Genomic DNA, 26,200 nt, shown 5'->3' with positions numbered 1-26,200 from the left:
ACGAGCCAAAGCCCCGGGTTTTTGTTGTTCATTTCTATTCGCTCAATCACGGGTTCACCGGGCACTGCCAAAAGGTAGAACGACTGATCGGCATAGTCTGTGACTATGTCGTGGCGTTATCCGACACCACGACAAAAAGGGTGATTTCCCCGTTTTATGCGGTCTGTATGGCTGGTTAATTTGCTTTTGACAATTGAGCCATCTTCTAGGTCGATTGCAAGGGTATAAATGAACAAAGAGGAAAAGCTAGCCAAAGAGAATTTGCTAAAATCTATGCTGGAAACAGGCGAACGCATTGTTGAGGGACTGCGTAAGGATTTAGCCAACAAACCCGGTAATGAGAGTGGCAGTATGACCGTACGCGTTTCGGATGTATTTGATACAGAGGGACATCAGTATGTCAACCTGGTGCAGGAGGGGGGCGGAGTGCTGGGAATCGCCTTGCTGGGGTATACCTACGTACTGGAAAGTATGGGTATCCGTTTTCTCAAACTAGCCGGTACTAGTGCGGGGGCTATCAATGCTGCTTTGATGGCGGTCGTTCGTCCTGAAGATACTAAGGTGAAAAAGTCGCCCATTATACTGTATTACCTGACTCAAAAGAATCTGTTCGACTTTGTAGATGGGCATCCAATTGCCAAGTGGCTGCTCAAAAATACCATCAACTACAAAAACTACTTTCAGTGTTTAGTTAAGTCAGCTCTGTTTACCCTTATCAGCGCCTTAGTTTTAATTGTGTTCAGTAGTATGCTTTTATGGGAAGACCAGAGCATACAGGGCTTATTGGGAGGTCTGGTTACGTCTTATCTGGTAGCGCTGGTAATTTTTAAACGCGGATTCATCAGCAACGGTACTGTAGCGGAGTACCTGAAAAGTCGGTTCTTTTTAGGGGCTCTTTCAGCGGCTCTGTTCGTATTGCTTTGTGCTTGGGGCTTAACGATTGTTCCAAACGATTTGGATTGTAAGTACCAGATCATTCTGGCCTTGCTTCCCATTGCCTTACTACTGGTTTATTCTGTCTTTCTGGCTACCACAGGCCGGTATCTCCAGTTTATTCAATACGTCGTCTGTTTAATTCTCGGAGTTATTCTGTTCGATGGTATTCTTAATCAGGTTTTTCGCATTCAGATAGCTCTCTGGCAGTACCCGTTGGTAAAGACTTACACCGGGATGATAACCCCTTACCAATACCTGTCGGAGGCCGGGATCTCGCTGCTCGTCTTTTTTTCGCTGCTCCTGGGAAGTATTACGCTGTTCTTATTCACTCGATTCAGGGAGAGTAAGTTTGGTATTAACCCCGGCGATGCTTTTGAAGAGTGGATTGCCGATCTTATGAAGAATGGCGACGTTAATACGGAGATTGATCTTTACCCTGGTGGAAAGGTATCCATTATTAATCATAAAAATGGGATAAGTACGCTACGGGACCTGGAAGAAAAGTTAATGATCATCCCTAAACTGGAGTATAAATTCGAAGGAGAAGGATACAAAACAAAATACAAACTCTCAGATCCAAAAGAGCATGTCCTGACAGGTCTGGATACCTATAAGCCCGATGAAGATGAGCCGCCCCTGGCCCTGATCACTACCGAAATCGTGACCGAAAACAAGATCATCTTTCCGAAGATGTGGCGGTTATTCTACCATGATAAAGACCATACCCTGCCCGCCAAGTTTGTTCGGGCATCTATGTCGATTCCCTTTTTCTTTGAAGCTTATCGGGAGAAAAACATTCCGAAACGGTCGTTGAGAGCCAAAGAGTGGCTACAGTACCTGAGCTATGAGGGTAACGAAATTAAAGAAGCTGTATTTGTGGATGGTGGGTCACTCTCTAATTTTCCGATCAACGTATTCAACCCAACCAGAGCAACAACGCCAAGGCTGCCAACCTTTGGCGCAAGACTTCAGGATAGTGATTCTGAAGACTCCCGATCGACCCAGTCGCTGGGGGGCATTATCTCGTCGATCATTAATACCATGCGGGCCAATTATGATAAAGATTTCCTGATAACGCATCCGCAATTTGGAGACTGCCTCGCCTGTATTGATGTGAGGGATATTAACTGGCTGAATTTTAATTTACCCCCTGATCAGCAAATCGACCTGTTTAAGCGGGGTGCTCAGGCTGCTGCGGCTTTTCTATTTGGCTTTAACTGGGAGCTGTTCAAGGCTAAGCAGGAAGCGCTTAACCTTGGGGTTCTTGCCGCTGAAATACGCATTGCCGAGGATCTGGAGAGTGTGGAAAAACTTATCGAAAAAATCAAAATAAAGCGGGGGATGGATCATCCCCAGTCGTCTAATTCGTAAGTAACTAAACTTTTCAAACCATGCCGTCATCTGCCTACTCGTTACCAGCTGTGTTCGCTTTGCTGGTCCTCCTGGTAGCTATGTGTACGATGTTGTACCAGCGTGATGTGCTACCAGCCGACGCAGCCAAGGATTCCCAACCCGTTATACGCTTCGAACTAGCCCGAACTCCCGCTGATATTCGGGCTTTGTTTACAGATGCCCCGCAAAAGCCGCGTATAGCCTTCGTCGATAAGATGCGTTTCCTCACCAGGCTTGATTTTTTGTTCATCCTGTTTTATACCCTATTCACGTTTCTGTTCAGCTGGAAGGCCATTCAGGCTGATCCTACTGTTCCGAATCGGTTTGTGTTAGTTCTGGCTGTGGCGGTTGGCCTGTTCGACGTATTGGAGAACATACAGTTGCTTGGCATCCTGGCTAAGGTGGAGCAAAACACCATGGACACCTTCCAGCCTGAGCTGCCGAGGCTCTCTGTGTTTACCTGGGTAAAATGGGAGTTGACGGGATTACTCATGGTGTTGATCGCTCCTTTTTTGTGGAAAGGGGATAGCTGGTCCAAAGGGCTGGCTGTATTCTTTCTGATAGTCTTTCTCTTCGGCTTACTCGCCCTGGAAGAGCGGCTGTCAGACAGGGAGGGTATCGATCAGGCAGCGCACTTTACTGGACTTGTACTTCTGGCCTTTGGAGCCTTTGCCCTGTATGTCATCGGAAAAACACTGGTATACCGTTTTGGTCGGCATCGACCAATACCTACGTCGTAAGTAACTTCTTGGGCGGATTTTCCTGCTCGTTTTTTGCCGATTTTGCCCTAACGATACTTATTTTCTCACCATAACACGACCATGAAATCTCCTTTATTAGCCATCGACATTATTTCCGTTTACACGAATAAGCTGGGGGACCGCCTGCCGTTGCCTATACGTATGGCAAAATGCACACCCGATACCCACACGGCTATTTTTAACATCGCCGTTGAACTTGCCCAAAAAGGGGGCAAACTTATTTTAAGCGACCTGTTTCGCAGCTACGACATGCAGTCGCAGTCGCATAATGATTTTGTTTCCGGGAAGAAAAAGGCGTTTAGCCCCCCGCCCGGCGGCAGCTTTCATGAAGCCGGGCGGGGTTTCGACCTGGATTTGAGCGCGCTTAAAATACCCCTCGCCGACTTCTGGAAAATTGCGGCCGGGCATGGTGTAGTTCCTATTATCAGTCAGCCCAAAGCCAGTATGTCGGAAGCCTGGCACTTCGACTGTCGGGGTAGCCATCAGCTCGTTTATGACTATTACGAACAGGGCAATGGAACTAACTTCAAACCTTACAAAGCTGCGGCTGCCAGTGCTATTCTGTCTGTCGGTATACAAGTCGATGATTTTGGTGATACGCGACAGGCAGCTATTCAGTCGGGTCTTATTCGGCTCGGTAAAGTAATCGGGAATCTTGACGGGAATATCGGTAAGCGATCGCGTCAGGCGCTGAATGAATTAGGCATTTCGGTCGACATGGCCAACATACCGGAAATGCTCCTGCAGGTAGAAGATATGGTACAACAGGCATTCCCGGATGAATTCAGAATGCCTTCGGTTTAATGTTATCAAAACAAGTAGTATCCCGAACCGCTCAGCGTTTCACAATCGTATAAATCCATAAGCCATGAATGAGATCAACATAGTGAACCTGGATGAAGTGACGAAGTTACTGGTAGGCAAATCTCTGTCCGACAAGGACTTTACTAAATCAGATTTGCTCAATGCTGCCGTTGATAAGCCCATTGAACTTGACGGTATTTCCTTTGCGTTTGGCGCTTCGGGTAGTTTTTCCATCCAGCTCTTTAATTCTCCCGACGATGTGGATGACGATAAGCTGATTGGCACTGCCGCCGAAAATTCTATCCAGTTCGATCCGGCGCAGGCCTGGCTCAAATATTCGGTCAGGAGCGACCTGAAAGCTGCTGCGGGTTTCGACCTCGGGTCGGCCGGGTTTGATATAACGGGCGAAAAAAGCCTTATTTTTACCAGTTATCGAGTCCATAAAGACCCGAACGCCAAACTTCAGGAGTCGATTCTGAAGGATTTTAACCCGTATCTTTTTCTGGCTAATGCCAGTCATCCGGAAAAACTGAATCCTGGCGAAATACTGTCCGTTCGGATGCCTGGCAAACTGAGTACGACCATAGCCGTAAGCTGGTCCGATCTGTTTACCGGCAATCTGTCGCTGTTCCAGAAGCTCCTCGGCCCGAATCAGCTATTCAGCCTCGATATAAATGCAGCGGTATCCGCCGATTTTACCGTTGAGCTACAGGACGATTTCTCGCTGCAAATTCGTCGGAATGCCGGTGATACCTTCGACGTATTCCTGAATAAAGCTACATCAAGCAAGCTTGGTGGCTCCGTTGCGGCTTCCATCGGGGTGGCCTTTAAAGACAAAGACGCCGTAAAAAAGGCACTGGGACTGGTTACGGAAGGCTTGTTCGGTAAGCTGAAAGGAAAGATACAGCCCATACTCGATAAAAATCCGCTGAACAACCTCAGTGATTCGGAAAAGGCTATTGTGCTGGAAGTTGCCAAAGCCCTTGGATTGGATAGCGACCTGATTAAAACAGTGGGCGATTTTGCCAGTTCACTGCACGAAAAGCTGGGGACGGTCATCGAAGAAGTGGCCAACTCAAAAGTTCAGGCCGGTTTCGCGTACGAGTACAATCGGGTTAGCACGACCGAAGTTGTCCTGCAGGCCGAATTGACCAAAGATGCCCTCAAAACGTACCATTCGAGCCTGATCCGCTTCAAACTGAACGGGTTTGGAAATGGTACGGGACCGGGACTGTTAAGTGACTTTAGGAAAGCCGAAGAAGCCGGGCAGCCGCTGCCTGGGGTAACCCTGAAGAACTACCTGAACGAGCAGACGATCAGCCGAACGCAGTCATGGGGTTTCTCGCTGGGCATTGGCAAATGGACGCTGGAGGGGAAAGACAACAAACAGATCAATGAGACGATTCGGGAAAATAGCCGGGGAAATCGTCAGATTGCCTTTAAAGGCGTCAGGGGTTATAACGGCAATCTTTTCGGCAGTGAGAACAACTGGCGGGTCGACTTCAACGCGGAAATGGAACGCTTTTCGCAGAATCCGATGCCGCTCGTCAATGAGTTGACATACAGTCTGTTTCTGATGTCGGAGTGGAAAAAGCCCAAAAGTGTTAGCCAGGAAACCATCGGCCATATCGTTGACCAGGCCATACTTTGGCAGGTTTTGCCGCAGGATCAGTTCGATACGGTTCAACAGCAGTTACAGGACTTACTGGCCAATAAGAACACCAAAAACATACGTGCTTCGGTACATCTCAGCTTAAATCCGGATACGTTTGTAGCCATACTTTTGAACATCGGGTTTCTGATTCAGCACAAACCCCTTGACAACGCTACCCTAATGGCAACCTCGTTGGGGGCGGCTATGGCCTACCGGAAAGATTTTGCTGTTCGTAAGAATGTGGCGCTACGGGCCAAAGTCTACGGACCTTTGTGGGCAGCCTGTCTTATAAAAGCCAACAAGACCGAGAACAACAACCCCATTGAACCCGAAGAACGCAGCGCGCTGGGTTTTGCCGCCAGTGACCGCCTGAAAGAGTTCAGCGAGAACATGCTGGCCGCTCATGAGGTTGATGCCAAGCTGAGTCAGCTGCCTAACGAAGACCTGTTTACCAGCTCACTGGCCGTAAACCCGAACGTACGTGTAGACTGGAGCGCATTCAGGAGTGGCATCCTGATGCTGAGTAACGGCTTCAATCAGGGGCTGATCTATGCAGATGTGGTAAAGAAGTCGTTCACTCAGATGCAGTGCTTTTGGGGTCAGGAGCATTACGTCCGTGCGTTGGGTCACTACCTGCTTAGCTTTGCCAATAACAGTTTTCTGCTCGACGGTGTCAACCGCTCCTTAACAGTCAGTTATGAGGTCGATGGCGAGAAGAAAGTGCTGAATATGATTGGGAAAGTAGGATAGCCAAGGCAACTCTCCAGTTTGATAAAACCAGTCGGTGTGATGTTTGGCGTAGTCACAGACTATGTCCAGCGGGGACTTTAGCAATAGAATACCCCTCCCCTTTAACTAAGGGGAGGGGTGGGTAAAACAATTCGACTCCAATGGAGTACATCCCGGCTTTTAGAACCCGTATCGGGCACCAAGCTGGAACTGATAGGGGCTGCCACTCAGGCCGGATACACCCGCGTTGGTATTCACCGCATATTTATAGCTGTTGGTAGCCGGGTCGAAACCGGTTCTCGACAACAACGTAGTAGCTCCCAGCGCGTGGTTGACTCCCCATGATTTATTGATCAGGTTAGCCGTGTTAAACAGGTCGCCTGACAGTTCGAGGTATTGTTTGCCGAACGTTTTGACTTTGTAGGTCAGCCGCAGATCTACCGTTCCATAAAATGGATTCACGCCACCATTGCGCTCGGCAATCTTCCCGAAGCTGTTGCGGATGTAGTCCTTCGCACTTTTTTCCACGTTCGGGTTATTCAGAATAGCATTGATACCATCTTTTAAGTACTGTGGTGTTTCGGCGCTGTTTGGGTTATACACAAAGGCCAGATCGTTTGTTTCTACAAAATCGCCGTTGATGTTGCCATTGACAATCATCGAATAGCGCGTGCCGCTCAGGCCCGAAAAGCGGAAACCCAGGTTGAATCCGTAGAAAGTAGGCGTATTTCCATAAACAACAATCTTGGTCCGGAACTGATTGTCGGAGTAGTTTATCTGATTCAGCGTGCGGGGGTCACCGGCTGTATACTGAACCAGGGTTGCGGTATTGGCTACGTTCCCGTTATAGGAGGTGTTGTCCCGGGTATCGTTCCAGGTATAGGAAGCGGCAATTTCGCCATCCCTGAAATATCGGTAGTTGGCATCGACAACAACGGCAGCCTGATTCACTTTGCCCAGACTTTCCAGTTGCAGCACGCGGCCTACTTCAGTCGTTTTGCGGCCCAGTGTCCAGTTCTGGGAGCCGTTAGACGTTAGAATAGACGAAGCAGGTACATAAACGGGGCGGTTGGCTTCCTGCGACAACGTGAAGTAGGGCTGATCGACCATATTCTTGTCGATGTACGTGTAGTTATTACGGGCAAACGACATATATCCCGCAATACTCATCCGAAAATTAGAGCTAAAGAAGTGGCTGTACGACCCATTGATTTTATAAACGGTAGGCACTTTGGCGTCCTTACCGTTCATGTTGATGGTATACAGTTTGGGCACATTGGGGTTATTGACCAAGTCCATACCCGGTGCTGCGGCCGGATTGGCTCGATAGGCGGGGAAGTTGGGCGTTGGCACCAGGTTGCCGGTCACATCAATGCTGGCAATGTGGCTGCCGTCAAACAGCATGTTATTGATCATCGAATAAGGGTTCAGAGCAGAGCCCAGAATGCCGCCCCCTACACGAATGATATCTCTACCATCCTGATGAACATCCCAGGTAGCCTGTACGCGAGGCTGTACCTGAAGGGTAGCCAGCCGGTTGTCGGTTCGTAGCCCCAGCGTGTTGAAGACGGTCTGGCTGAAATTCGGTTTGGTCAGATAATCAGTATAATCGACCCGGATACCCCCCGTCACGTTCAGACCCGGCGCAACGGTCGTTTGAGCCTGCGCGTAGATGGTGGGGATAAGCACGTTGAATTTGACATTGGGCGTGTTGCTCAGATACACATCGCGTGTGAAGCGGTAAGGAGCCAGATTATCAAACGCATCTAGTCCGGTGTACCAGAAACGGCCGTTGGTTTCGCTGCCGTAAATGGAGTTCTGGTGGCTGAACGTCAGGCCCGCCCCAAACGTGAAGTTGAATTTGTTGGTATTCACGTACAAATTGTCGACCAACTGAATCAGGTTATTATTGAAGTAATCACCGCCGTAGCGCTGTCCGCCCAATTGAATACTCGTAAACAACGTCTTGGTAGGGTCGGTTGGGTTTACAGACGCCACATTGGCCACGGTGGCCCTTGGGATATTGGCCTCCGGCAATTGCGGATTGGCATACATTTTATTGTACTCCCAAAAGTGCTGAAGCTTCAATTCGTTGGTCACTTTCGGGCTGATCGTGGTACGCAGAGAAGCCATCAGGCTGTTGTTGGAGCTTTTGCGGGTGCTGTACACCTCATACATGTTAATGGCCGTATTGTCGCCATCCGACTGGTTATCCAGGTCATAAATGTAGTTATCCCGGATCGTGAGCAGGTTTCTGGCATTGAGCTGCCAGTCAATACGCGCAAACAGAGCCTGTGTATTTTTGAAACGGGTGAACTGGCCAAACTGCGGGGCATTTCCCACGCCATATTTGCTGCGGGCGATACTTAGAAACTTATCTTCGGTGGCCTGGGTAACGTTATAGCGCAGCGCATCGGCCGTCGATTGAATGGGAGCAATCAGCAGTGGTTGCGTACTCGCCTGACGGTCCCAGGCAACAAAAAAGTGCATCTTGTCTTTAATAATGGGCCCGCCCAGCGAAAAGCCGTATTGAGCTGTTTTAAAAGGCAGGTCTCTTTTCTGCTCATTCAGTCCATATGGGCTCGAAAGCCAGCTGGTTCTGAGGAAGGAGAAAGCGCTGCCGCTCAGCTTGTTGGTGCCCGACTTTGTTACAGTACTGATAGTACCGCCACCGGCGTTTCCGTAGGTAACGTCATATTGGTTAGTCACTACCTGAAACTCCCGAACGGCCTCCATCGTAATCGAATATGCACCGGTAGGTTGCCCACCGGCAATGGTGCTCCGGGCCGCCATACCATCAATGGTGAAGTTGGTGGCCGAGCCCAGCTGTCCACCCAGGCTGTTGCCGGTACTCAGGGGCGAAAGATCGGCCAGAGTCGAGAAGTTACGTCCGTTTACCGGCAGCCGATTGATGTCTTTGGCCGTAATGGCCGTGGCCGTGCCAATATTTTCGATCTTATTGGTTAAGGACGTTGAGGAAACCACGACCGTTTCCAGTTGCTGCGAGTTTTCGACCAGTTTGAAGGATACCTGTAGCAGGTCGCCCTGGCTAAGTGAAAAGCCGGTCTGCGACTGCGTTGCCATGCCAACAAACTGAACCGCGATGGAGTACGGCGCTCCCAGTGGTAATTCCTTGAAGCGAAACTCGCCTTTTTCGTTAGACACCGTATTGGCCTTGAAACCGGTAGATTCGTTTTTAACCTGAACGGTAGCCATTTCCAGAGGCTTGCCATCCTGATCGGTTACCTTTCCGTAAACGCCGGCCAAATTTGTCTGGGCTTTTGAAATTTGAATTGAAAATAGGAAAAGTGCAAAAATTATCTTTGAGAAGTTGACCATTATTCGGGGTTTTTTGTGCCCTCAAAGGTCTCTGTTCAACATTTCCTGGATGTGATGCGTATGTTATCTTACGTTGAATAATACAAGAGTCATATTTACTTAGTGTGAATAATCATACTGGTTGTCAAAATTTTAGTCTGTTAGATACTGTGGGTATGGCATGTTTGTCGTATTGATAAGCATCGACGTAATGTGCGAGCCTTTATATAAGCTGGCTCGCTCTTAAGACCATTTCTGCAAACATCCGACGGCAACGAGGCCGCCACCAGCGTCACTCAGCCCGCAGCGTGTAGGTAGGTTGAAACGATGATCTAATATATTATCTATATGATAAAAATGGATACATCAAATATATGTTATCGAGAAAAAACACCATATTTACGCACACGCGGAGGCTGCTCATCTCATTGAGACAACCCTGCTACGCCCTACTGTTCAAAACATGCATTGCCTGATAAGCCAGGTTCACTATTCATGCACTCGGTTCAGGAGGTGGATTACAGTTGCTACTCACTGATCATCGCGGGCTGACCCACCAAGCTCCCTTTTTTATGTATAATCATCTACAGGCAGTTCAACTAACGGGCTTTACCCAGGAGTCGCCCGGTAAACGTCCCGTTTTTCTTTTTTTACCCCTCCGGGATGCTCAAGGGAAACTCGTGGATTTATGGCTGGAGACAGCTTCCTTAGCGTCCCTTTCGGTCACCGAAGTCTGCTTTTCGTCCTGGCTGGGTATGCCTTCCTCGCTGCTGCTGGAACCACTGTGGCAGACCCTGGAAGCGGACCTGGTTGGTTGCCTGCATTATCAGCTGGCCAGTGGGAAACTAGGCAAGGTGACCGTTACTCCCTTGCCGGGACGGTATCTGGTCGAGCTGCTCGAAGAAATCCCACCCATTCCGGATAATGGCGATGCTACGGATGTTATCGTTCTGAAAACGGTAGAAGACTACTTACAACAGAAGAATCGGGAACTGAAGACCTTCTTTGACGGAGCGCTGGATATGCACAGCATCAGCAACAGTCAGGGGAAGTTTTTTGAAGTCAATCACGCCTTTTACCAAACCTTGGGCTACTCCCCCGATGAACTGAAGCAAATACCTTTTTTAAACCTGATTCACCCCGATGAGCAATCGTGGGTTTATGAGAATCTACTGCGAAATATCCTGCATCATCCGGTGCGCAATCAGGTCAATCGCCTGCGTAGAAAAGATGGTACTTACCGGATTTTTGAGTGGAACGCCATTGGTATTGATGAGGTGGTGTATGGATCGGCTCGCGATATTACGGAGCGGGAACAGGCGCAGGAGCAGCTTCGCGCCCTCCATGAGCGGCTTCAACTGGCCACTCAGGCGGCAGGGCAGGGCATCTGGGAGAACAACCTGGAAAAAAATGAAATTATCTGGGATGACCGGTTGTGTGAAATTCACGAGCTGCCCACCTCGAAACATAAAAGGTCCTATGCCGACTACCTGCAAACGATTCATCCCGACGATCGGGCCGATTTCCTGACAAAGAGACAGTTTGAACTGGCCGGTACTGATGACCGGCTGAAGGCAATTTACCGAATTCACTGGCCGGACGGGACAATCCGCTGGATAGAAACAAGCGGCCGAATCTTTCGGTATCCTGATGGCCGCCCGCGTCGTCTTATCGGGGTAGCCTGGGATATAACCCCGCGTATGCTGGCAGATGCCGCACTGCGGGATAGTGAGCAACGGTTTCGCCAAATTGCCGACCATGTTGATGAGGTTTTCTGGATTCACTCGGCCCAGCCGTTTGAGTTGCTTTACATTAACCCGGCCTATGAGCGGGTCTGGCAGCGAAGTTGTGAAAGTATTTACGAAGACCCGATGTCATTCATTGACGGGATCGTCGCGGAGGACAAACCGGCGATGCAGGCCTTTATTCAGGACTATCGGGCGGGTAAAGAAAGGCAGATGGATTATCAGCTGGAACGACCCGATGGGTCGAGGTGCTGGGTTTCGGTTCGTAGCTTTATTGTTCGGGATGCCGCTGGTCACATTATTAGGCACTTGGGTGTGGTTACGGATATCAGCAGCCAGAAAGAAAAAGAGTTGGTGCTTCAGCAGGCCCTGCTACGAACGCAGGAACTGAGTCAGCTCAAGTCGCAGTTTGTGGCGACGGTATCCCATGAGTTTCGCACGCCCCTGGCCACGATGCAATCCAGCCTCGAACTTATCAATTATCACCTGGCTTCAGCCACGGCTCCCTTACCAATCAGTAAACACCTGCGCGTAATTGAACAGGAAATCGAGAAAGTTACCGACCTGTTGAGTGACTTTCTATCAGCGAGTGCACTGGAATCCGGCAACATCCGCGTTAACGCCCGCTGGTTTGATCTGGCTGCCCTTTGTGAAGAGTTGCTCAGCACTCATTTCAGCCGTCGGCAGGATCAACGCAGAGCCCACTTTCTGGTTGAGGGTACTGCCTGTCAGCTTTATTCGGACCCCCGGCTGGTAGAGCATGTGCTGATTAATTTGCTGGCAAATGCGTTTAAATTTTCAACTACTGATCCGCCCACCCTGCGGATCGAGTTTAAGCCGTCTAAGGTGGTCGTGCACGTGATTGACCAGGGGATTGGCATTCCTCTTTCTGAGCAGAGTAATCTGTTTCAGGCTTTCTTCCGGGCCAGTAATGCCGGAGCTATTCGTGGTACGGGCTTAGGTCTGGCCATTGCCCGTCAGTTTGTTGAACACCTGAGCGGCCATCTGGGCGTTCAGAGTCAGGAGCATAAAGGAAGCACGTTTACGATGACCCTGCCGATTAATTTCAGTGTATTGGCTGGCTGATGTAGGGCATCCCCTCCGCGCTTTGTTATGTGCGGGGCTGTGCCGATTTACTTCACGAAGGTTTATTTGCCAGGGCACCGTAGGAAAGCATACAGGTGCTGGCTGGGTCAATATAAGGCGGGCTTATTATAGTCGATAGCCAGGATTTTCCACTGGTAATACGTGAAGTCACCCGTGGGTAATTTCCAGATCACGTCCCCGGCCACCGGGATAGTTATCCCGTGGAACGTCTTCCAGGCCTTGCAGGGAATATACCAGGTTTCCAGTTTGCCTTCCTGCCCTCCGCCCATGTAGCGCCGGGCCGTTACACAGGTAAGCCGGTGTTGGGCATCGAAGGCAAATACGGCTTTGGCCGTTACACCTGCATACTGCATCGTAGCTTCTGCCTGCGTAGCATCGATCGCCCGCCACGACAGGTAAGAACTCAGGGCGGCTGAGGGAAACCAGCACATCTCTCCTAAAAACCGAAGCAGGCTGCCCTGATCAGTTTTGGCATCGGCAGCATCCACCACAGGCACAAGCGACAAGGCTTTAATGAGCATATTGCCCTTGCCCTCAATGTATTTGTCGCGGCCTGCCAACGGCAGAAACGACCGCATCTGCACATTGGCTTTCCAAACAAAACCCGGTGGGTCGATGCTGAAATACTGCCGGGCTTGCGTGGGCATCCAGTCGCCGTCGGGACTGGTGCGCATTAAGCCCTGCTGCTGGAGCCGGACGGTGGTTATTGGCTCTTTACCCACTACCCCCGATGCTATCAGCCACTGCCGAACGGGTAAGGGCAGGTCCTTCAGTCTGTCGGCTGTTATACTGGTACGACTCGGCCTAGCCTGCCGGAGCAATTGACGGGCTTCGCCGTCTGCGCGCTGGCCGAACTGAAGCTGGGCATAAGTCAGTAGCAGTGCCAGCGTAATAAGCCCATTGACCAGCGTTCCTGCTTTGGCTTCTGGCCAGTAAACAATAATCAGGAACTGCGAGAGTACGACACTAATCAGGGTAAGCGTTATCCATCCGTCGCGCTGCGCCCAGTAGCCGATCAGTGCGATGATAAAACCAAAGCAGGCCAGCAGCCAACCCAGTCCCAATAGTTTAGACGTGTTTTTCGATACCAGGATCAGTGTGTGTCTTTGAAGCGGAGCTACCCTGGCCAGCCGCCCCAGGCTGATGAAGCCCAATACATGAATAAGCCCGTGCAGGAACAGAAGGCCGGTCAATGCAATTCGAAACATATATAAGCCGAGTTACCAGATAGCCGCCCGGCCGGTGTATCAGAAAAGAACAGATAGTCGACTGGCGAGGGCGTTAAATCGGGCCTAATTTGCCCTTTTCACGATGGAATAACGCTGATACTGCTCAGTCCATAAGCTGACGTTATACCAGTCTGGTTTCGTTGCTCTTCGGCTGCGAATCTATTTTAAGCTGCTGACCAGGCTTTGGGTCATATCTTCGAAAAATTGGGCGGTATGCGGGCCAAATCGGTTAGTCTGACTAATCATGTAAGGGCTGTTTTCAGCATAATAATAGGAGTCGGGGACGATTCTACCCAGATTGCCTCCGTTGTAGCTGGTGATAACCAGGGGCCGCTGATCCGCTATCGGCAAGGTCAGCAAATTCCCGGCTAATTCTGTCGAAACGCCACCCGGACAGCCCACAAAAACAGTTTGGCCGATGCGTAAGGCTTTTAACTCGGCTGGGTAGTCTCCGTAAAGGGCTTTGGCTAGCCAGGGTTTTAGCCGCCAGTTTTGGCTGATCCGGATTTGGGGGTCATTCTGGATGAGCGGGGCTGTTTGGGCGATCAGCGTACTGTCGGTATGCAGTGGCTGCCGGGTGAGTAAAGTGGCCAGACGAACCGCTAATGCCTGTACGTTTCCGCTGGTTAGTTGACTGGAGAGCCCGGTATCGTCAATCGATCCGGCCAAAGCCAGGGTAAACGAGTGCGTTTGTTTTTCAAGCTGGTTCGTCAGCGCCTGAAGACCGACAGTCTGATCAGGGGCGTTGGCAGTTTCGCCCCCCGGCATCGAACGGACGGGCGCCGTGTAAACCAGAGCCGATTCGCCGGTTGGCTTGCGAAATTGAAGGAGATGGAGTACCTGACGGCGGTCGATGATGCGCTGTTCCTGGCCGTTCTGATCGGCCTGCGTGTAGCCAAGCTGGACAGTTGCCATCTGGCTTTGAGCCAAACTTACCGCTTTGAGAATAGCCGCAGTCAATTGATTGACCCGTTGCTGGTTGTAGGGACCGAATTGTCGTTGCGCCATATAATCGTTGGTCCAGCTACCCAGCCCCGGTTGGGAATACGTAGCCCCCAGATACACATTTTTCCAGGCGAAGCCGAGCTTAGGCAGCTTTTGTTCCAGTGCCTGAGCAACGGGAGGAGGCATCATTGGTAAATCGACGGACAGGATAACTGCTCGCGTTGTGCCATTAGTAAGGGCCAGTGCCTGGGTTCGAATAGAGTCAGGTGTTGTCCCGGCCGTAGATGTGCCTGCCAGACTAACGGCTACGCTTGCCCAGCCAGCCTGAATCGGATAGGCAGGGCGGGGGTCACTGAGTATCCAGGCAAATCGTTGCCGGGTAAAGCGATAATAAAGCGAGTTCCTGTAACTTCCCCTGTTGACCAGAGTAAGGCTCAGGCCCAGGGCATTAATCACCACTAGGGCTACAACAAAGAGTAAGGTTCTGTAACGGCGCATATTGTTGCCATTTTTTTTGTCAATACCTTCGTTCGAAGGACAGGCAAAATTGGCTGATTAATCAGGATAAAACAGGTCCGAACTACGGCATAATTCGTCTGAATTACGGATTCTTTGAACTCAGCCTACCTACAGTCATCCGATGCGCCCGAAACACTATGGCATCACTTTGCACTTATTCGATCGCTCAGTTACTTCATTTGATAACAGGACAATTCATAGAGGATAATACCTTCCATCTGGGTTACTTTACCGGGCAGGACCGTCTACTTCCCTATCCCTACCGCGTCCACAGCTATGCCCTTGGTGTTCCGGTTTCGGGAAGCCTGTCAGGAAGTCTTAATCTGGATACTTTTGAAGTACAACCCGGGCAAATAATGATCATTTCGCCCGGCCAGATTCATCGTATTCTGTCGTGTAGTGCTGATTTTGCCATGCGTAGCCTGTTTTTTACCGATGCGTTTCTAACAAATTGTTTACGGAACCCGGCGCAGGTAATGACACTCGGTTTTTTTCAGCCCCCCGCGCCAATTGTCATGACCTTGACACGCGAAGAATGGCAGCGGATCAATGCGTTGATCGATGTAATTGAACATCATTACTGGCCCGTAGATCAGGCTGCTTCACAGCCCGGCGGGTTTGTCCTGCAGGCGCTATTGGCCAATTTGAACCATATTTATAATAAAGGCGAATTTGGCAGATCTGATTTGACGCTTACGAACCGCCCCGCCGAGTTAGCCAATCAGTTTCGTCGGTTAGTTACTCAACACTACCTCACAATGCGCCATGTTTCTGTTATCGAGCGTAACCCTGTAAAGGCACCACAAGGGAACACAGCTATCGGTCAATCCGGCTCTTAAGTCTCGGTGTGTTACGTGAATTTCTGCCCTTTGCTCAGGGTAAGGGAAATCTGTCCTGCGTGATGTGCCGTGTGAAACAGAATATGCCCTAACAGCCTTGCCCGGGAGACCGTACCGAAAAAGGGAGTCTCGATCGGGTCCTGCCACGCTTCGTCAGCAGTCGTTTCTATGTAGGTTTGAAGCATTTGGTACCCTTCTTCCAACAGATGCTGACTAGCCAGGACATCCTGCCCCTGACCGGTGTCGGTCAGGCCCATGGTGGTATTTTGCACTGCCACAGGAAGACCGAAGAATAAGCCAAACATATTCATCATCTCACCGGTATGCCGGTAAATAAAGCCAATCGACGCCGTTTCCTGATTGAGTCTGAAATCGGCATTCTGAGCTGTAATCTGGTCAAAGGCAAACGAACAGGTCGTTCGGTTTTGGGCCAGCATATCCAGGAGAATCTGTTTTTGCATGTTTATTGATCGAAAGATAGTTAATCACCCAAGCAAAGCTAAGGATTAGCGGCCTATTTAACCGCCGGCTTTTGTACCGATTTTCGTTCTTTTCGGTTGGGTCGATCCGTAGCTGGCAAGCTATGCGTTGTTAAAATGCGGGTTTGCTCGGCAAGCCCCACTTCAGTCTGGCGGGGCTCGTGAAGTTGTATGCGGGCCCGGCGTGCCATAGCGGCTGCATCAATAATTGGGGCGGGGTAGTCGATGCCGATCTGAAAGTGCTCCATCGCCTGTTCCAGCGGAGGCATCGTCCACGGCTGGTGAATATAAACCAGGGGGCAGTTGGCCAGTTCGGGCACCCACTGTTTGATGAATACGCCCTGCGGGTCATGTTCCTGCGATTGTTTGACGGGGTTATAAATCCGGATTGTATTGGTACCCGTCATGCCCGATTGCATCTGAAGCTGGGCGTAATGAATACCCGGCTCGAAATCGGTATAGAGCCGAGCCAGGTGCCAGCCTCCTTCCTGCCAATGCTGAAACAGATGGTGGGTCAGAAAGGAGGTTAACATAGCTCGCATACGAAAGTTAATGTAGCCCGTAGCGGCCAGACAGCGCATACAGGCGTCGACGAGCGGATACCCCGTGCGCCCATCCCGCCAGGCTGCATAATGGTCGGGGTTGATATTTTTTTGAACGGCATCGAAAGCCCGGTTCACGTTCTCGAATTCCATCCGCTCTTCACGCTCAAACTTTTGGATAAAATGACAATGCCAGCGCAGCCGGGAGGCAAATGCCGCCAATTGCCGTCTCAATCCCGCCAGTTGGGGCTTCTTAGCGGCCTGTTGCTGAGCCTGGTACACCTGCCGGATACTCAAACAACCCCAGGCCAGGTAAGGCGACAGACGGCTACACCCCCGGCGGCTTTCGAAGGGCTTTGAGATGGAAGCCGCATACAGGGCGATTCGCTCCTGAAGAAAGCTGGCCAGATAACGATGCCCATTGTGTTCCCCGCCGGGCTGAAACGACGGATTTGGTCGTTGCCACGCTGCCGGTAAATCGGGGCCGCGTTCGGCTTCGAACCATGCCGAGGGTACATCGGCGGGGTACCAGGCCGTCAGGTCCGGATGCTGTTGGGGTTGCTGCATGGTCTGCTGCCACTGCGCTGCCCAGGTATCCCGATTTTTCAGGCGTCGGAACACACCATTGTTTTGAAATTCTTGCCAGCCAATCCCCTGTTGCCGGCAAAATTGGGCAACCGCTTTATCGCGGTCGTAAGTAACGGCCAGACCCGTTTCCTGATAGGAGAAAATCGAACCAATGGTGAATTGTGTCTGCAGCGCGGTCAGCACATCGGTCACCTCCCGATGAAATGCCCAAACTGTGGGAAGGCCCGTTTCCGGTTGATGATCATCCGCCTGATCGTCGAATTCAAACGGTAGCCACTCGTGCACCAGACGGCTTGTGTCCGACGGAATTGGCGGAAGTACAGTCGCCAGCTGCTGCCGGAGGTCTGCCAGGCATTCGTAGACGAATCGCCAGTGGCGGAGGTCGTAATTAGGATCGGCAATGAGCGATGGCTCGAAGCAGTACAGCAGGAGCAAGGGTCGTTTGGGGGCACGCTTTCCCATTGCAATAGCTGCCTGAAGGGGGGCGTGGTCGCGCAGACGCAGGTCTCGCTTGAACCAGAGTATATTAATGGTTGGCAGGTCAGGTATGGAGGGTAGAGGGGCTCCTTTGTCCACGAGTCGCTTGAGATCGGTGCGGAACGATTTATCCGCCTGTTATAACGGTATGAGTAGCGGATGTGTTTCGGTTCGGGATGCACCGACTTCCGCTGCGTTTTCCAGAATAAGGCTTTAGAAGGCAATTGATTTCCGAAGGAGCCCGGCAACTACAATAGTCCGTGGTATACGTTACGGAAGTGGTTGAGGACTGAAGCCATATTAACTTTTTCTACGTTAAACCACCGCCGGAATCTTGACTAAATCCTGAATTTCATGACCGTTATGATCGAATCGGGCGAGGGTATACACCGACCCATCGGCACCGATTGCCAGCGAATTTACGTAGGTTGGCCGGGTGCCATCGGCGTAAACAATAGGGCCGTGGTCGCGGTAGGTTCTGCTTTGAATGTGGAACGTGATCAGGTGCAGATTTTCGAGCCCTTTGGCTCCCCCTCTGGCAATCTGGTCTTCGCCCTTTACTCGTTTGCCGTTGATGTAAATGGGGCCGCCCGTGAGGTAGTAAATAGTTTTTTGATCGGGCCCTAGCTGAAAACCCAGATAGCCGTAGCTGAACTGGTCGAACATGCCGCTTTTACGGGATGGCTCAGAGGTAAGTCGCTCAACGAGTTCGATCCGTTGCTGACGCGGGTCGAATTTGAACAGGTAACCTGAGTTGCCGTGGATGCCGTAGGCCACTTCTTCGGGGGCATACCAGAATATTTTGCGCCAGTTGTACCCCATGCTTCCAGGACGCGTAGGGTCATACTTTCCGAAGTAATCGAGCCGTAAATCGACGTTGTCAAGTTTCTGTATCCCTGCCTTGTCGGGGTGATACGTGTCAATATCGCCTTCCGAGGTTGAAAAATAGACCGCTCCATCGAGTGGGTCAACTACCATCGAACGACATAGAACCCGGTAGTCGGCTCCAGGAACACCCGCTTCTCCTCTGGCCGAAACGAGCCCGACGGTCTTGAGACTGTTTGCCCGAATGTTGTAGTCGATAAAGTAGCCCAGCGGCCAGGTGATGCCGTACAGATGCCCGCGAACGTGGTCGATGGTCATAGTCAGAATGCCTTCCCCTTCGGGGGCGATGGCCAGATTCTGAAACTCGCCCGAGGCCAAATCGTAGGAAATGAAATGTCCGCCGGGGTAGCGTTTTCTGCCATTGGGTACGTTTTGCGGAAGTTGCTCCATACCGTCGATCAGTTCGTAGACGCCAATGTGCGTAGCGAAATACAACTTGCCGTTGCTTTCGTAAAACCGGACGTGGCTTTTGCCCTGCGGAATGGCATTGGCTTTTGCTTCACCACAGATGTCGGTTAAATCGGCCAGCCAGTTCGTACTGTCGGTAGCGGGGTCGTATACGTACATCTGCCCGCCCTGCTCGTATGACTCGGAGGAGAGGACGTAGTAGATTTTACCGTCGCTGGCAGCGGTAATGGCATTGTACGTATCGTGTGCCAGCGCAAAGCCTGAATAATACGGGGTTGCGATCAATGAAGGGGCCACATCGGTTTCGGTAACTGGATTCATCATGTTTCTGTCAAAGGTCTGTTAATTGGCCGCCTAGTAATTGATCTCCGGGTTGACTGGATTCGGTATTGTGATTCACATATAGATTACTTCAACGTAGTCAGGCCTATCTGTTCGGCAAGCCGGTTAATCTCCCGGTCAATCAGGGTCGGAACTTCCGCTGCCCAGATGCTCGGCAGGCCGTACACCATCTGCGATGAAGCGCCTTCGTAACCACCTTCCCGTAAAATGGTGACTGAGGGAATATAACCCATCACATCGTTGGCGTAGCCCATCACGAAAATGCCCTGCCCGAATCGTTTTTTACAGTCGAGAGCGTACTGAACTACGAGTTCGCCCCCAAAGCTCAGGATAGGCTGGCTGCCTAGCTGCCAGATCTGCAACGGGTACAGATAGCTGGTTATAAAGGGTTTGCCCTGCTTCGTTTCGGCCAGCAGACGCGTTGCCCAGCGTTTCATATAGCCTTCGCCATCCTGACTTGTTTTTATCAGTTCTGCTTCGGAAGGCGGAGCCGAAAGGGGGAGTTCAATTTCCGAATAAGCCGTGCGGAGCTGCGGTGACAGGTTTCGCATGGGTTCGTCGAGTACACGATCAACGGCAGCGGCCAATTCCCGCCCATACTGACGAGCCAGCGGAATGGTTCGTCGGGGCAGTGGGTTCTGATCTCCGGCTGCGCCCTGAAAAAACAGCGCGGTGGCACCAGGGTGCGCTTTTTCCAGCTCCAATTGAGCAAAGCCTGCGTAATCTCCCGACCATTGGTATAAATCCAGCACGGTGGGGTGGCAGGCATACCCAAACACGATGGCTTTAAGCTTCCCCCTGGCATCAATAATCCGGATCACAGGAACGGCATAGTCGTTCGGCCCTTTCAGCTCCGTTTGTTCCGGCAGAGCATTCTCTTTATTAGCCCGGCGATTCACCTGAAATCGAGTAACCCCATTTTGAGAGAATAGGGTGGCTGGTGCCAGTTTCTGCAACGCCTGACTCGCCAGAGTCACAATCTGTGTTTCCAGCCATCGGGAGTATCGATCAATTTTCTCTTGCTCCTTCGTATCGAGCGGATAAATATCCTGCAGAGCATTATCCAGCACTGGCCCCGAATGGGTGTGTGAACTATTGAGAATGACCTGCGCCTTCGACAGACCAAACTGGCTGTTCAGTCGGGCTCGAATCCGGTCGGACATCGCTTTGGGGAACCCCAGCATATCGGTCGTGACCAGCACAGCCCGCTTGCCCGTACTGTCTTCCAGCGCCAGCGCTTTGGCCCATAGGTCGTGTAGTTTACCATCGGCAGCGTGCGTACGGGATGCGTAACCCGCCTGCCAGAGGGGTTCTTTGGGCGTGATTATCACGCGGGCCGTTCCCGCTTTCCAGCCCTGAGCCGAAGCCGGGATATCGATAAATACAACCAGCCACAAGAGCCAGATAACTCCTGGTCTGTTGCTCATTTCTGACTCAGGAGTTTATCCGCGTAGGTGTAAATTTTCTCGATGGCACGGGCAATGTCATCCATGTCGGACTGACTACCCAGCAGCATATTCTGCGTAAACCAGACGGCTTCCTCATTGCACAGCCGGTCGTTTTGCGGGCATTGGTTCCGCTCTACGTAGCTGTTGAAGTTCAGCATGCCTTTGGGATACATCTTCTGGAAATTTTTCGACTGGAAAGCGTCGTTAAGGTAAGGCATGTTGTTCAGCGTGGCGTACCCTTTCGAACAGGGAATCCCCTCCGCCGTAAGGGCCTTCAGAAACACATCACGCGAAAGGCCTTTGAAGGATTCTTTTTTGTACCGAAACGGAAAAAGATGGAAGGCCGCCCGTGTTACACTGTCGTAAAGTTTATAGGGAACAATACCCGGTATGCTGCTGATTTTGGCTTTCAGGTAGGTCGCGTTGGTGTTTCGCGTAGTCGTTTCGGCATCGAGCCGTTTCAGCTGCGCCAGGCCGATAGCCGCCTGGTATTCGGTTAGGCGGAGTTTCGTGCCCTGGATTAGCGTACCCGCACCGATAACGCCCGATACCATACCGTACGGATTCCCGTAATTATGGTACGAGAAACAGCGGTCCATAAAGGCATCATCATTACTAACAATGGCTCCCCCTTCGCCAATGGCCAGGTTCTTGGAGTTCTGAAAGCTAAAGCAGCCCGCATGTCCGAAGGTCCCCACTTTCTGATGACTGATTTCGGCCAGATGCGCCTGACAGGCATCCTCAATAACGACCAGATTATGTTTTTTGGCAATGGCCAGAATCTGCGGCATATTGGCTGGTAGCCCCAGGATATGCACCGGAATAATTGCCTTCGTCCGGGGGGTGATCTTCGCTTCAATCCGGGCCGGGTCGATCTGGAACGTTTCGGGGTCAACATCCACGAATACGGGCATGGCTCCCGTTGCCAGTACGGGGGCTACCGTTCCAATAAACGTGTAAGGCGGTACCAGCACTTCGTCGCCCCCGCGAATATCCAACTGGGCCAGTGCTGCCATGATGGCGTTGGTACCATTTACGACTGCCAGCGACCGTTTAACCCCGAGGGTAGCTGCCCATTTGGCTTCAAACTCACTCACCACGCTAGCCCTCGACCAGATGCCACCGCGAATCACGTCAAGCAACTGTTTTTCGTCCTGCTCGGGTTTCCAGATGGGCCATACCGGCCATTCGGCGGTTCGGATGGGTTTGCCACCCAGCAGGGCCGGGGGCTCTGCCAGCGAAAACGAACCCGACTGTACAGGGGCTTTTGTTGTTCCAGAGGTGAGTGCGGGCGTATTGGTGAGTAACGAAGGCGTCAGGATGGCGCTCAGACCCGTTAACGAGTTTCGCTTTAAAAACTCCCTTCTTGATACATTGGGATGCGACATGCTGTTGGGTGGTTAAGGTTATTTCGTTGCTTTAGCCATGACACTTTCGAGGGTAACGGGCGCCCCCCCGCGACGTTTGCTTTCATCCGCAGCTTCCATAAAGGCGAAAATCTCGATAGTCTCCTCAGGCGTAACGGGTACTTCGCCCGTCTCGTAATAAGTTATAATATCCTGTAAAAGGGGTTCATACCCACCGTATGGCCCCAAGACAAGGTTGCCCGTCTGGGTAAAGACCGTACCGCCGTAATCGTGCCTGCCCGTACGGGTACCACGAACCGTACCGATGCGGCCATCGGCCCAGGTACCCACAATGATATCGGTGCCGTCGGTATGTACCCGAACCACCTGTTTGCAACCCGTTCCCATGACGGTATACAGCGTTTCAACGCCGTGAATGCCGTACCAGAAAAAATCGGGGTGGGTTTTTTCGAGAACAGCAGGGCTGAACGTATCGGCCCCTACAACCTTGCGCTTGTCGACCTGTTCAATCCCTTTGATATGCCGCAGGGAAGAGGCCGAAAAGAGCGGAATGTTGTATTTTCGGGAAGCTTCGTAAATAGCAATGGCATCTGGCAATGAAGCCGCAACGGGTTTGTCGATAAACAGGCGTTTGCCAGCTTTCAGGACCTGAATCGCCTGTTCGAGATGGAGCCGGCCATCGTTCGTTTCCAGCAACACCACATCGACTTTTTTGAGTAAATCGCTGATCGTGCTGACGATTTCGACGTTCTGCTTTTTTACTTCTTCGGTGTAGGCCGGTACCCGCGAGGTGCTGCTTTCGATGTCTTTACTGCCTTGCGGATAGGCCGCCACGACTTTGTATCCTAAAAAACCGGCATTGGGGTCGGGGCCGTTGAGGGCTTTGACAAAGGCGGTACTGTGCGACGTATCCAGTCCGATAATGCCTACCCGTTTGCCGGTGGCCACAGCCAGGCTGGCCCTGAGTGAGGAAGGGGCCAGCAGCAATGCCGCACAGCTTTGGGTTGCCTGCTTCATAAAGGTTCGTCGGCCGGTATGCATATAGATAGTTTTATGTGCTAAGTTATTGAATGTTAGGCTATTTTTTTTGGGTTAGTGCCGCAGGTAACTCCAGCGCGGTATCCAACAGAGTGCCTACACTTTTGCCTGTGTATTTCCACCCTGGGTCATCGAAATGTCGATGGGTTTGTTTTTCTGCCAGGATCCGCCCGTAAAATCGGGGACATCGATCGAATTGGAGCGATGCGCTACCGACCATGCGCTCAACGGCCCTACCGAACTCCACAGGGCGGCATCATAGACGTCCTGGTCGAGCGGGAGCCCATTCCGAAGGCAGTCGATGGTACGCCAATCCATCAGAAAATCCATCCCACCATGACCGCCCACGTTTTTCGCGACTTCGCCCATTTTTTTCACGATGGGCGGCATGTATTTTTGCTCAATGGATTTGATTTCCTGTTCCGTCATCCACTCATGCCCCGTTGAGTAGCGGGCTGGTTCGGGGTATTTCAGAGCTACCCCTTTGGTGCCGCTAACCAGTTGAATCCGTGAATAGGGTCGGGGAGAAGAGACGTCGAACTGCACCATAATGGTCTTTCCTTTTTTGGTACGGATGGTGCTTGTATTCATATTACCGTTGTAGGGCTTTCCAGCGTAGGGCTTGTAAAAATCGTCGCTGGTCGCCAGAGAACGAGCCATATTGCCCAACACAAAGTCATTACTGGACATGGAGACCAGATAATCCATCTGATCGCCCCGGTTGATGTCAAGCACCTGACAGATTGGCCCCAGGCCGTGGGTGGGGTAGAGGTTGCCGGTACGCTTATACATTTCGGTCAATTCCCACATCTGATAGAAGTGATCTTTCGAAAAGACCAGTTCCTGCAGGTTATGGATATAGGAACCCTCGCAATGGACTATGTCGCCGAAGAAGCCGTGCCGCGCCATGTTCAGCGTGAGCAACTCGGTGAAGTCGTAGCAGCAGTTTTCGGTCATCATACAGTGTTTCCTGGTCCGCTCCGAGGTTTCGACCAACTGCCAGCATTCTTCGAGCGTTTTGGCTGCCGGAACCTCCACGCAAACGTGCTTGCCGTGATTCATGGAGAAGACCGCAATGGGCGTGTGCAGTGCCCAGGGCGTAAGAATGTAAATCAGGTCGAGGTCGGTTCGTTCGCAGAGTTTCTTCCAGGCTTCGGGGCTTCCCGAATACATTTGCGGGCGGTGACCACTGGCTTCCACGAGTTTCTGCGCCAGATTTACCCGCTCGGGACGCAAGTCGCAAAGGGCTTTTATGGCAACGCCTTCAATTTTGTTCATCCGCTCCACCGCCCCCATGCCCCGGTTACCGATGCCGACAATGCCAATGCGGACAACATCCAGCTTTGGTGCGGCATACCCGCTCATGTTGAAGACTTGCGGAGGTGTTCGGGCCGCTTGTTCGCCAATGCTTACCAGTGCTTCCGGCGTGGTGGCGTAAGTGGCAAACGGACTGGCGGCAACCAGTCCCAGGCCACTTAGCCCGGCTTTTTTCAAGAAATTTCGTCGCGTGTTTTCCATGTTCGTTTTCGTTTGTGTAAACACAATCCCCTGCGTCTTTACGGCGCGTCAGTGAAAAGACAATCGCCCAGAAAAGCAGGGGTATAGCCTTTGTCGGCGGCCCATTTTACGGCGGTCAGAACACGCTCCCGGAAGTCGAGCTGGTAAGCTTCGTAAAAGGGGTAGAAATATTGCTCATGAACGAGTAAATCGACAAACGGCGGCAGACCCGACGGCTTGTCCGCATAGTTGTCCAGAAACGGGACAATGTCGGAAAGTCCGGTTTTATCGATGACGATACTGGCCCGGACGAAGGTGATGCCTTCCTGATTATCGTGCCAGACGAACCGCTTTTTCATATTCCGGCGCTGTTCCACCGTGAGGTAATACGAAACGGGCGGCAGCTCATCATCGACGTTGAAGTAGCCCAGTTGCGCGATATAGCCCGCATCGCGTAGGGCTCGCGAGCCTTCAACCGTAGCTTCGCCCCAGTGCAGCGTCGTTACAGGTCCCATTACGGTCTCTCCCGCGAACCGTAAAATCTGTTCTTTTACACAGTCGCAGTCGTGTTTCACCTGCTCATAACCTGCCTGCTGGTAGGGGCGGTCAGGAAATTCGCTCCGGGCATGAAAACTCAGTCGGAGCCAATCGGCATTGGCCTGCCATTCCGGCTTGAAACGATCCGGAAATTGCGATAGGTTGAACCCTTCCGTTTCGTAAAAAAGATTGAGGTGAATGGTAGTGCCGTAGGTGTCGTGCACTTGCTTCAGAAAGCCTAAATACGGATTGTCGAACAGCGACGGGTAATTGTCCTGTTGCTGATAAATATCCCGCAGAAACCAGATGTTATCGTCAATCGACAGGCGGTAATGGCCTGCAAAATGGGGAAGCAGGTAAACGGTAATCTGCCTGCTTTCGGCGGTAGTATAATCGTAAACGGTGATCGAATTTTTGGCCTGATTCAGCCGGATTTTTCCGGAGAAGATGCCCTTGGCATAGGTTGCGCTGATGCCGTTGATTGTTAAGACGTGCGACGAAGGGGCGGAGAACTGTACATCGATCTCCAGTCCGTCAGCCGTTGTCACGCCATCGCGGGCGTGGATCATATCCCCATCAATAGGACTTAAAAACTGAAAGGTATTGTTCATTGC

The 26,200-nt window shown here is 51.5% G+C and carries 17 protein-coding genes; 6 read left to right on the top strand and 11 right to left on the bottom strand.

Annotated features, from left to right (window positions below; genetic code table 11):
- The first annotated feature begins 228 nt into the window (after window positions 1-228).
- The 4 genes from NT073_RS25775 (at window position 229) to NT073_RS25760 (ending at window position 6,297) form a co-directional block, all read left to right on the top strand.
- On the top strand, window positions 229-2,307 hold the full coding sequence (locus NT073_RS25775; RefSeq protein ID WP_297379396.1) for a patatin-like phospholipase family protein: 2,079 nt from the start codon (window positions 229-231) through the stop codon (window positions 2,305-2,307).
- 20 nt (window positions 2,308-2,327) lie between these two features.
- The gene (locus tag NT073_RS25770; protein WP_297379394.1) at window positions 2,328-3,068 is read left to right on the top strand and encodes a hypothetical protein; all 741 of its coding nucleotides are present in this window, start codon (window positions 2,328-2,330) and stop codon (window positions 3,066-3,068) included.
- A gap of 81 nt (window positions 3,069-3,149) precedes the next feature.
- The gene (locus tag NT073_RS25765; protein WP_297379392.1) at window positions 3,150-3,893 is read left to right on the top strand and encodes a hypothetical protein; all 744 of its coding nucleotides are present in this window, start codon (window positions 3,150-3,152) and stop codon (window positions 3,891-3,893) included.
- A gap of 64 nt (window positions 3,894-3,957) precedes the next feature.
- Window positions 3,958-6,297 (top strand): hypothetical protein, encoded by a 2,340-nt coding sequence (locus NT073_RS25760; protein ID WP_297379391.1) that lies wholly within the window; start codon window positions 3,958-3,960, stop codon window positions 6,295-6,297.
- 159 nt (window positions 6,298-6,456) lie between these two features.
- Here NT073_RS25760 and NT073_RS25755 read toward each other — a convergent pair whose 3' ends face one another.
- Complete coding sequence (locus NT073_RS25755; protein WP_366107825.1) at window positions 6,457-9,543, bottom strand: carboxypeptidase regulatory-like domain-containing protein; 3,087 nt, start codon at window positions 9,541-9,543, stop codon at window positions 6,457-6,459.
- 623 nt (window positions 9,544-10,166) lie between these two features.
- Here NT073_RS25755 and NT073_RS25750 point away from each other — a divergent pair.
- Entirely contained in the window at window positions 10,167-12,425 is a 2,259-nt protein-coding gene (locus NT073_RS25750; protein ID WP_297379386.1) for a PAS domain-containing protein, read from the top strand.
- 107 nt (window positions 12,426-12,532) lie between these two features.
- On the opposite strand, the gene NT073_RS25745 is transcribed toward NT073_RS25750, so the two are convergent.
- Window positions 12,533-13,654 carry a DUF6544 family protein gene (locus NT073_RS25745; protein WP_297379384.1) on the bottom strand — a complete coding sequence of 374 codons (1,122 nt, stop codon included), beginning with the start codon at window positions 13,652-13,654 and terminating at the stop codon, window positions 12,533-12,535.
- A 180-nt stretch (window positions 13,655-13,834) separates the two neighbouring features.
- Window positions 13,835-15,118 carry a hypothetical protein gene (locus NT073_RS25740; protein ID WP_297379381.1) on the bottom strand — a complete coding sequence of 428 codons (1,284 nt, stop codon included), beginning with the start codon at window positions 15,116-15,118 and terminating at the stop codon, window positions 13,835-13,837.
- Between the two features lie 158 nt (window positions 15,119-15,276).
- On the opposite strand from NT073_RS25740, the gene NT073_RS25735 reads away from it, so the two are divergent.
- Entirely contained in the window at window positions 15,277-15,978 is a 702-nt protein-coding gene (locus NT073_RS25735) for a hypothetical protein (protein ID WP_297379379.1), read from the top strand.
- An 11-nt stretch (window positions 15,979-15,989) separates the two neighbouring features.
- Here the strand turns inward: NT073_RS25735 and NT073_RS25730 are convergent, their stop codons facing one another.
- The 8 genes from NT073_RS25730 to NT073_RS25695 form a co-directional block, all read right to left on the bottom strand.
- Window positions 15,990-16,439: a DinB family protein gene (locus NT073_RS25730; RefSeq protein ID WP_297379377.1), complete on the bottom strand. Its 450-nt coding sequence runs from the start codon at window positions 16,437-16,439 to the stop codon at window positions 15,990-15,992.
- A gap of 53 nt (window positions 16,440-16,492) precedes the next feature.
- On the bottom strand, window positions 16,493-18,163 hold the full coding sequence (locus NT073_RS25725; RefSeq protein WP_297379375.1) for a deoxyribodipyrimidine photo-lyase: 1,671 nt from the start codon (window positions 18,161-18,163) through the stop codon (window positions 16,493-16,495).
- A gap of 216 nt (window positions 18,164-18,379) precedes the next feature.
- The gene (locus tag NT073_RS25720; protein ID WP_297380306.1) at window positions 18,380-19,678 is read right to left on the bottom strand and encodes a hypothetical protein; all 1,299 of its coding nucleotides are present in this window, start codon (window positions 19,676-19,678) and stop codon (window positions 18,380-18,382) included.
- An 86-nt stretch (window positions 19,679-19,764) separates the two neighbouring features.
- A complete protein-coding gene (locus NT073_RS25715; RefSeq protein WP_297379373.1) occupies window positions 19,765-21,126 on the bottom strand; it encodes a neutral/alkaline non-lysosomal ceramidase N-terminal domain-containing protein in 1,362 nt (453 codons plus the stop codon).
- A complete protein-coding gene (locus tag NT073_RS25710; RefSeq protein ID WP_297379371.1) occupies window positions 21,123-22,535 on the bottom strand; it encodes a DegT/DnrJ/EryC1/StrS family aminotransferase in 1,413 nt (470 codons plus the stop codon). The genes NT073_RS25715 and NT073_RS25710 overlap by 4 nt, the downstream gene beginning before the upstream one ends.
- 18 nt (window positions 22,536-22,553) lie before the next feature.
- The gene (locus tag NT073_RS25705) at window positions 22,554-23,531 is read right to left on the bottom strand and encodes a Gfo/Idh/MocA family oxidoreductase (RefSeq protein WP_297379370.1); all 978 of its coding nucleotides are present in this window, start codon (window positions 23,529-23,531) and stop codon (window positions 22,554-22,556) included.
- Window positions 23,532-23,648: 117 nt separating this feature from the next.
- Entirely contained in the window at window positions 23,649-25,070 is a 1,422-nt protein-coding gene (locus NT073_RS25700) for a Gfo/Idh/MocA family oxidoreductase (protein WP_297379369.1), read from the bottom strand.
- Between the two features lie 38 nt (window positions 25,071-25,108).
- Window positions 25,109-26,197 (bottom strand): hypothetical protein, encoded by a 1,089-nt coding sequence (locus NT073_RS25695; RefSeq protein WP_297379367.1) that lies wholly within the window; start codon window positions 26,195-26,197, stop codon window positions 25,109-25,111.
- Window positions 26,198-26,200: the final 3 nt, after the last annotated feature.

This window comes from Spirosoma sp., assembly GCF_026391055.1.
GTDB lineage: Bacteria > Bacteroidota > Bacteroidia > Cytophagales > Spirosomataceae > Spirosoma.
This window is presented reverse-complemented; position numbering and strand designations above follow the sequence as displayed.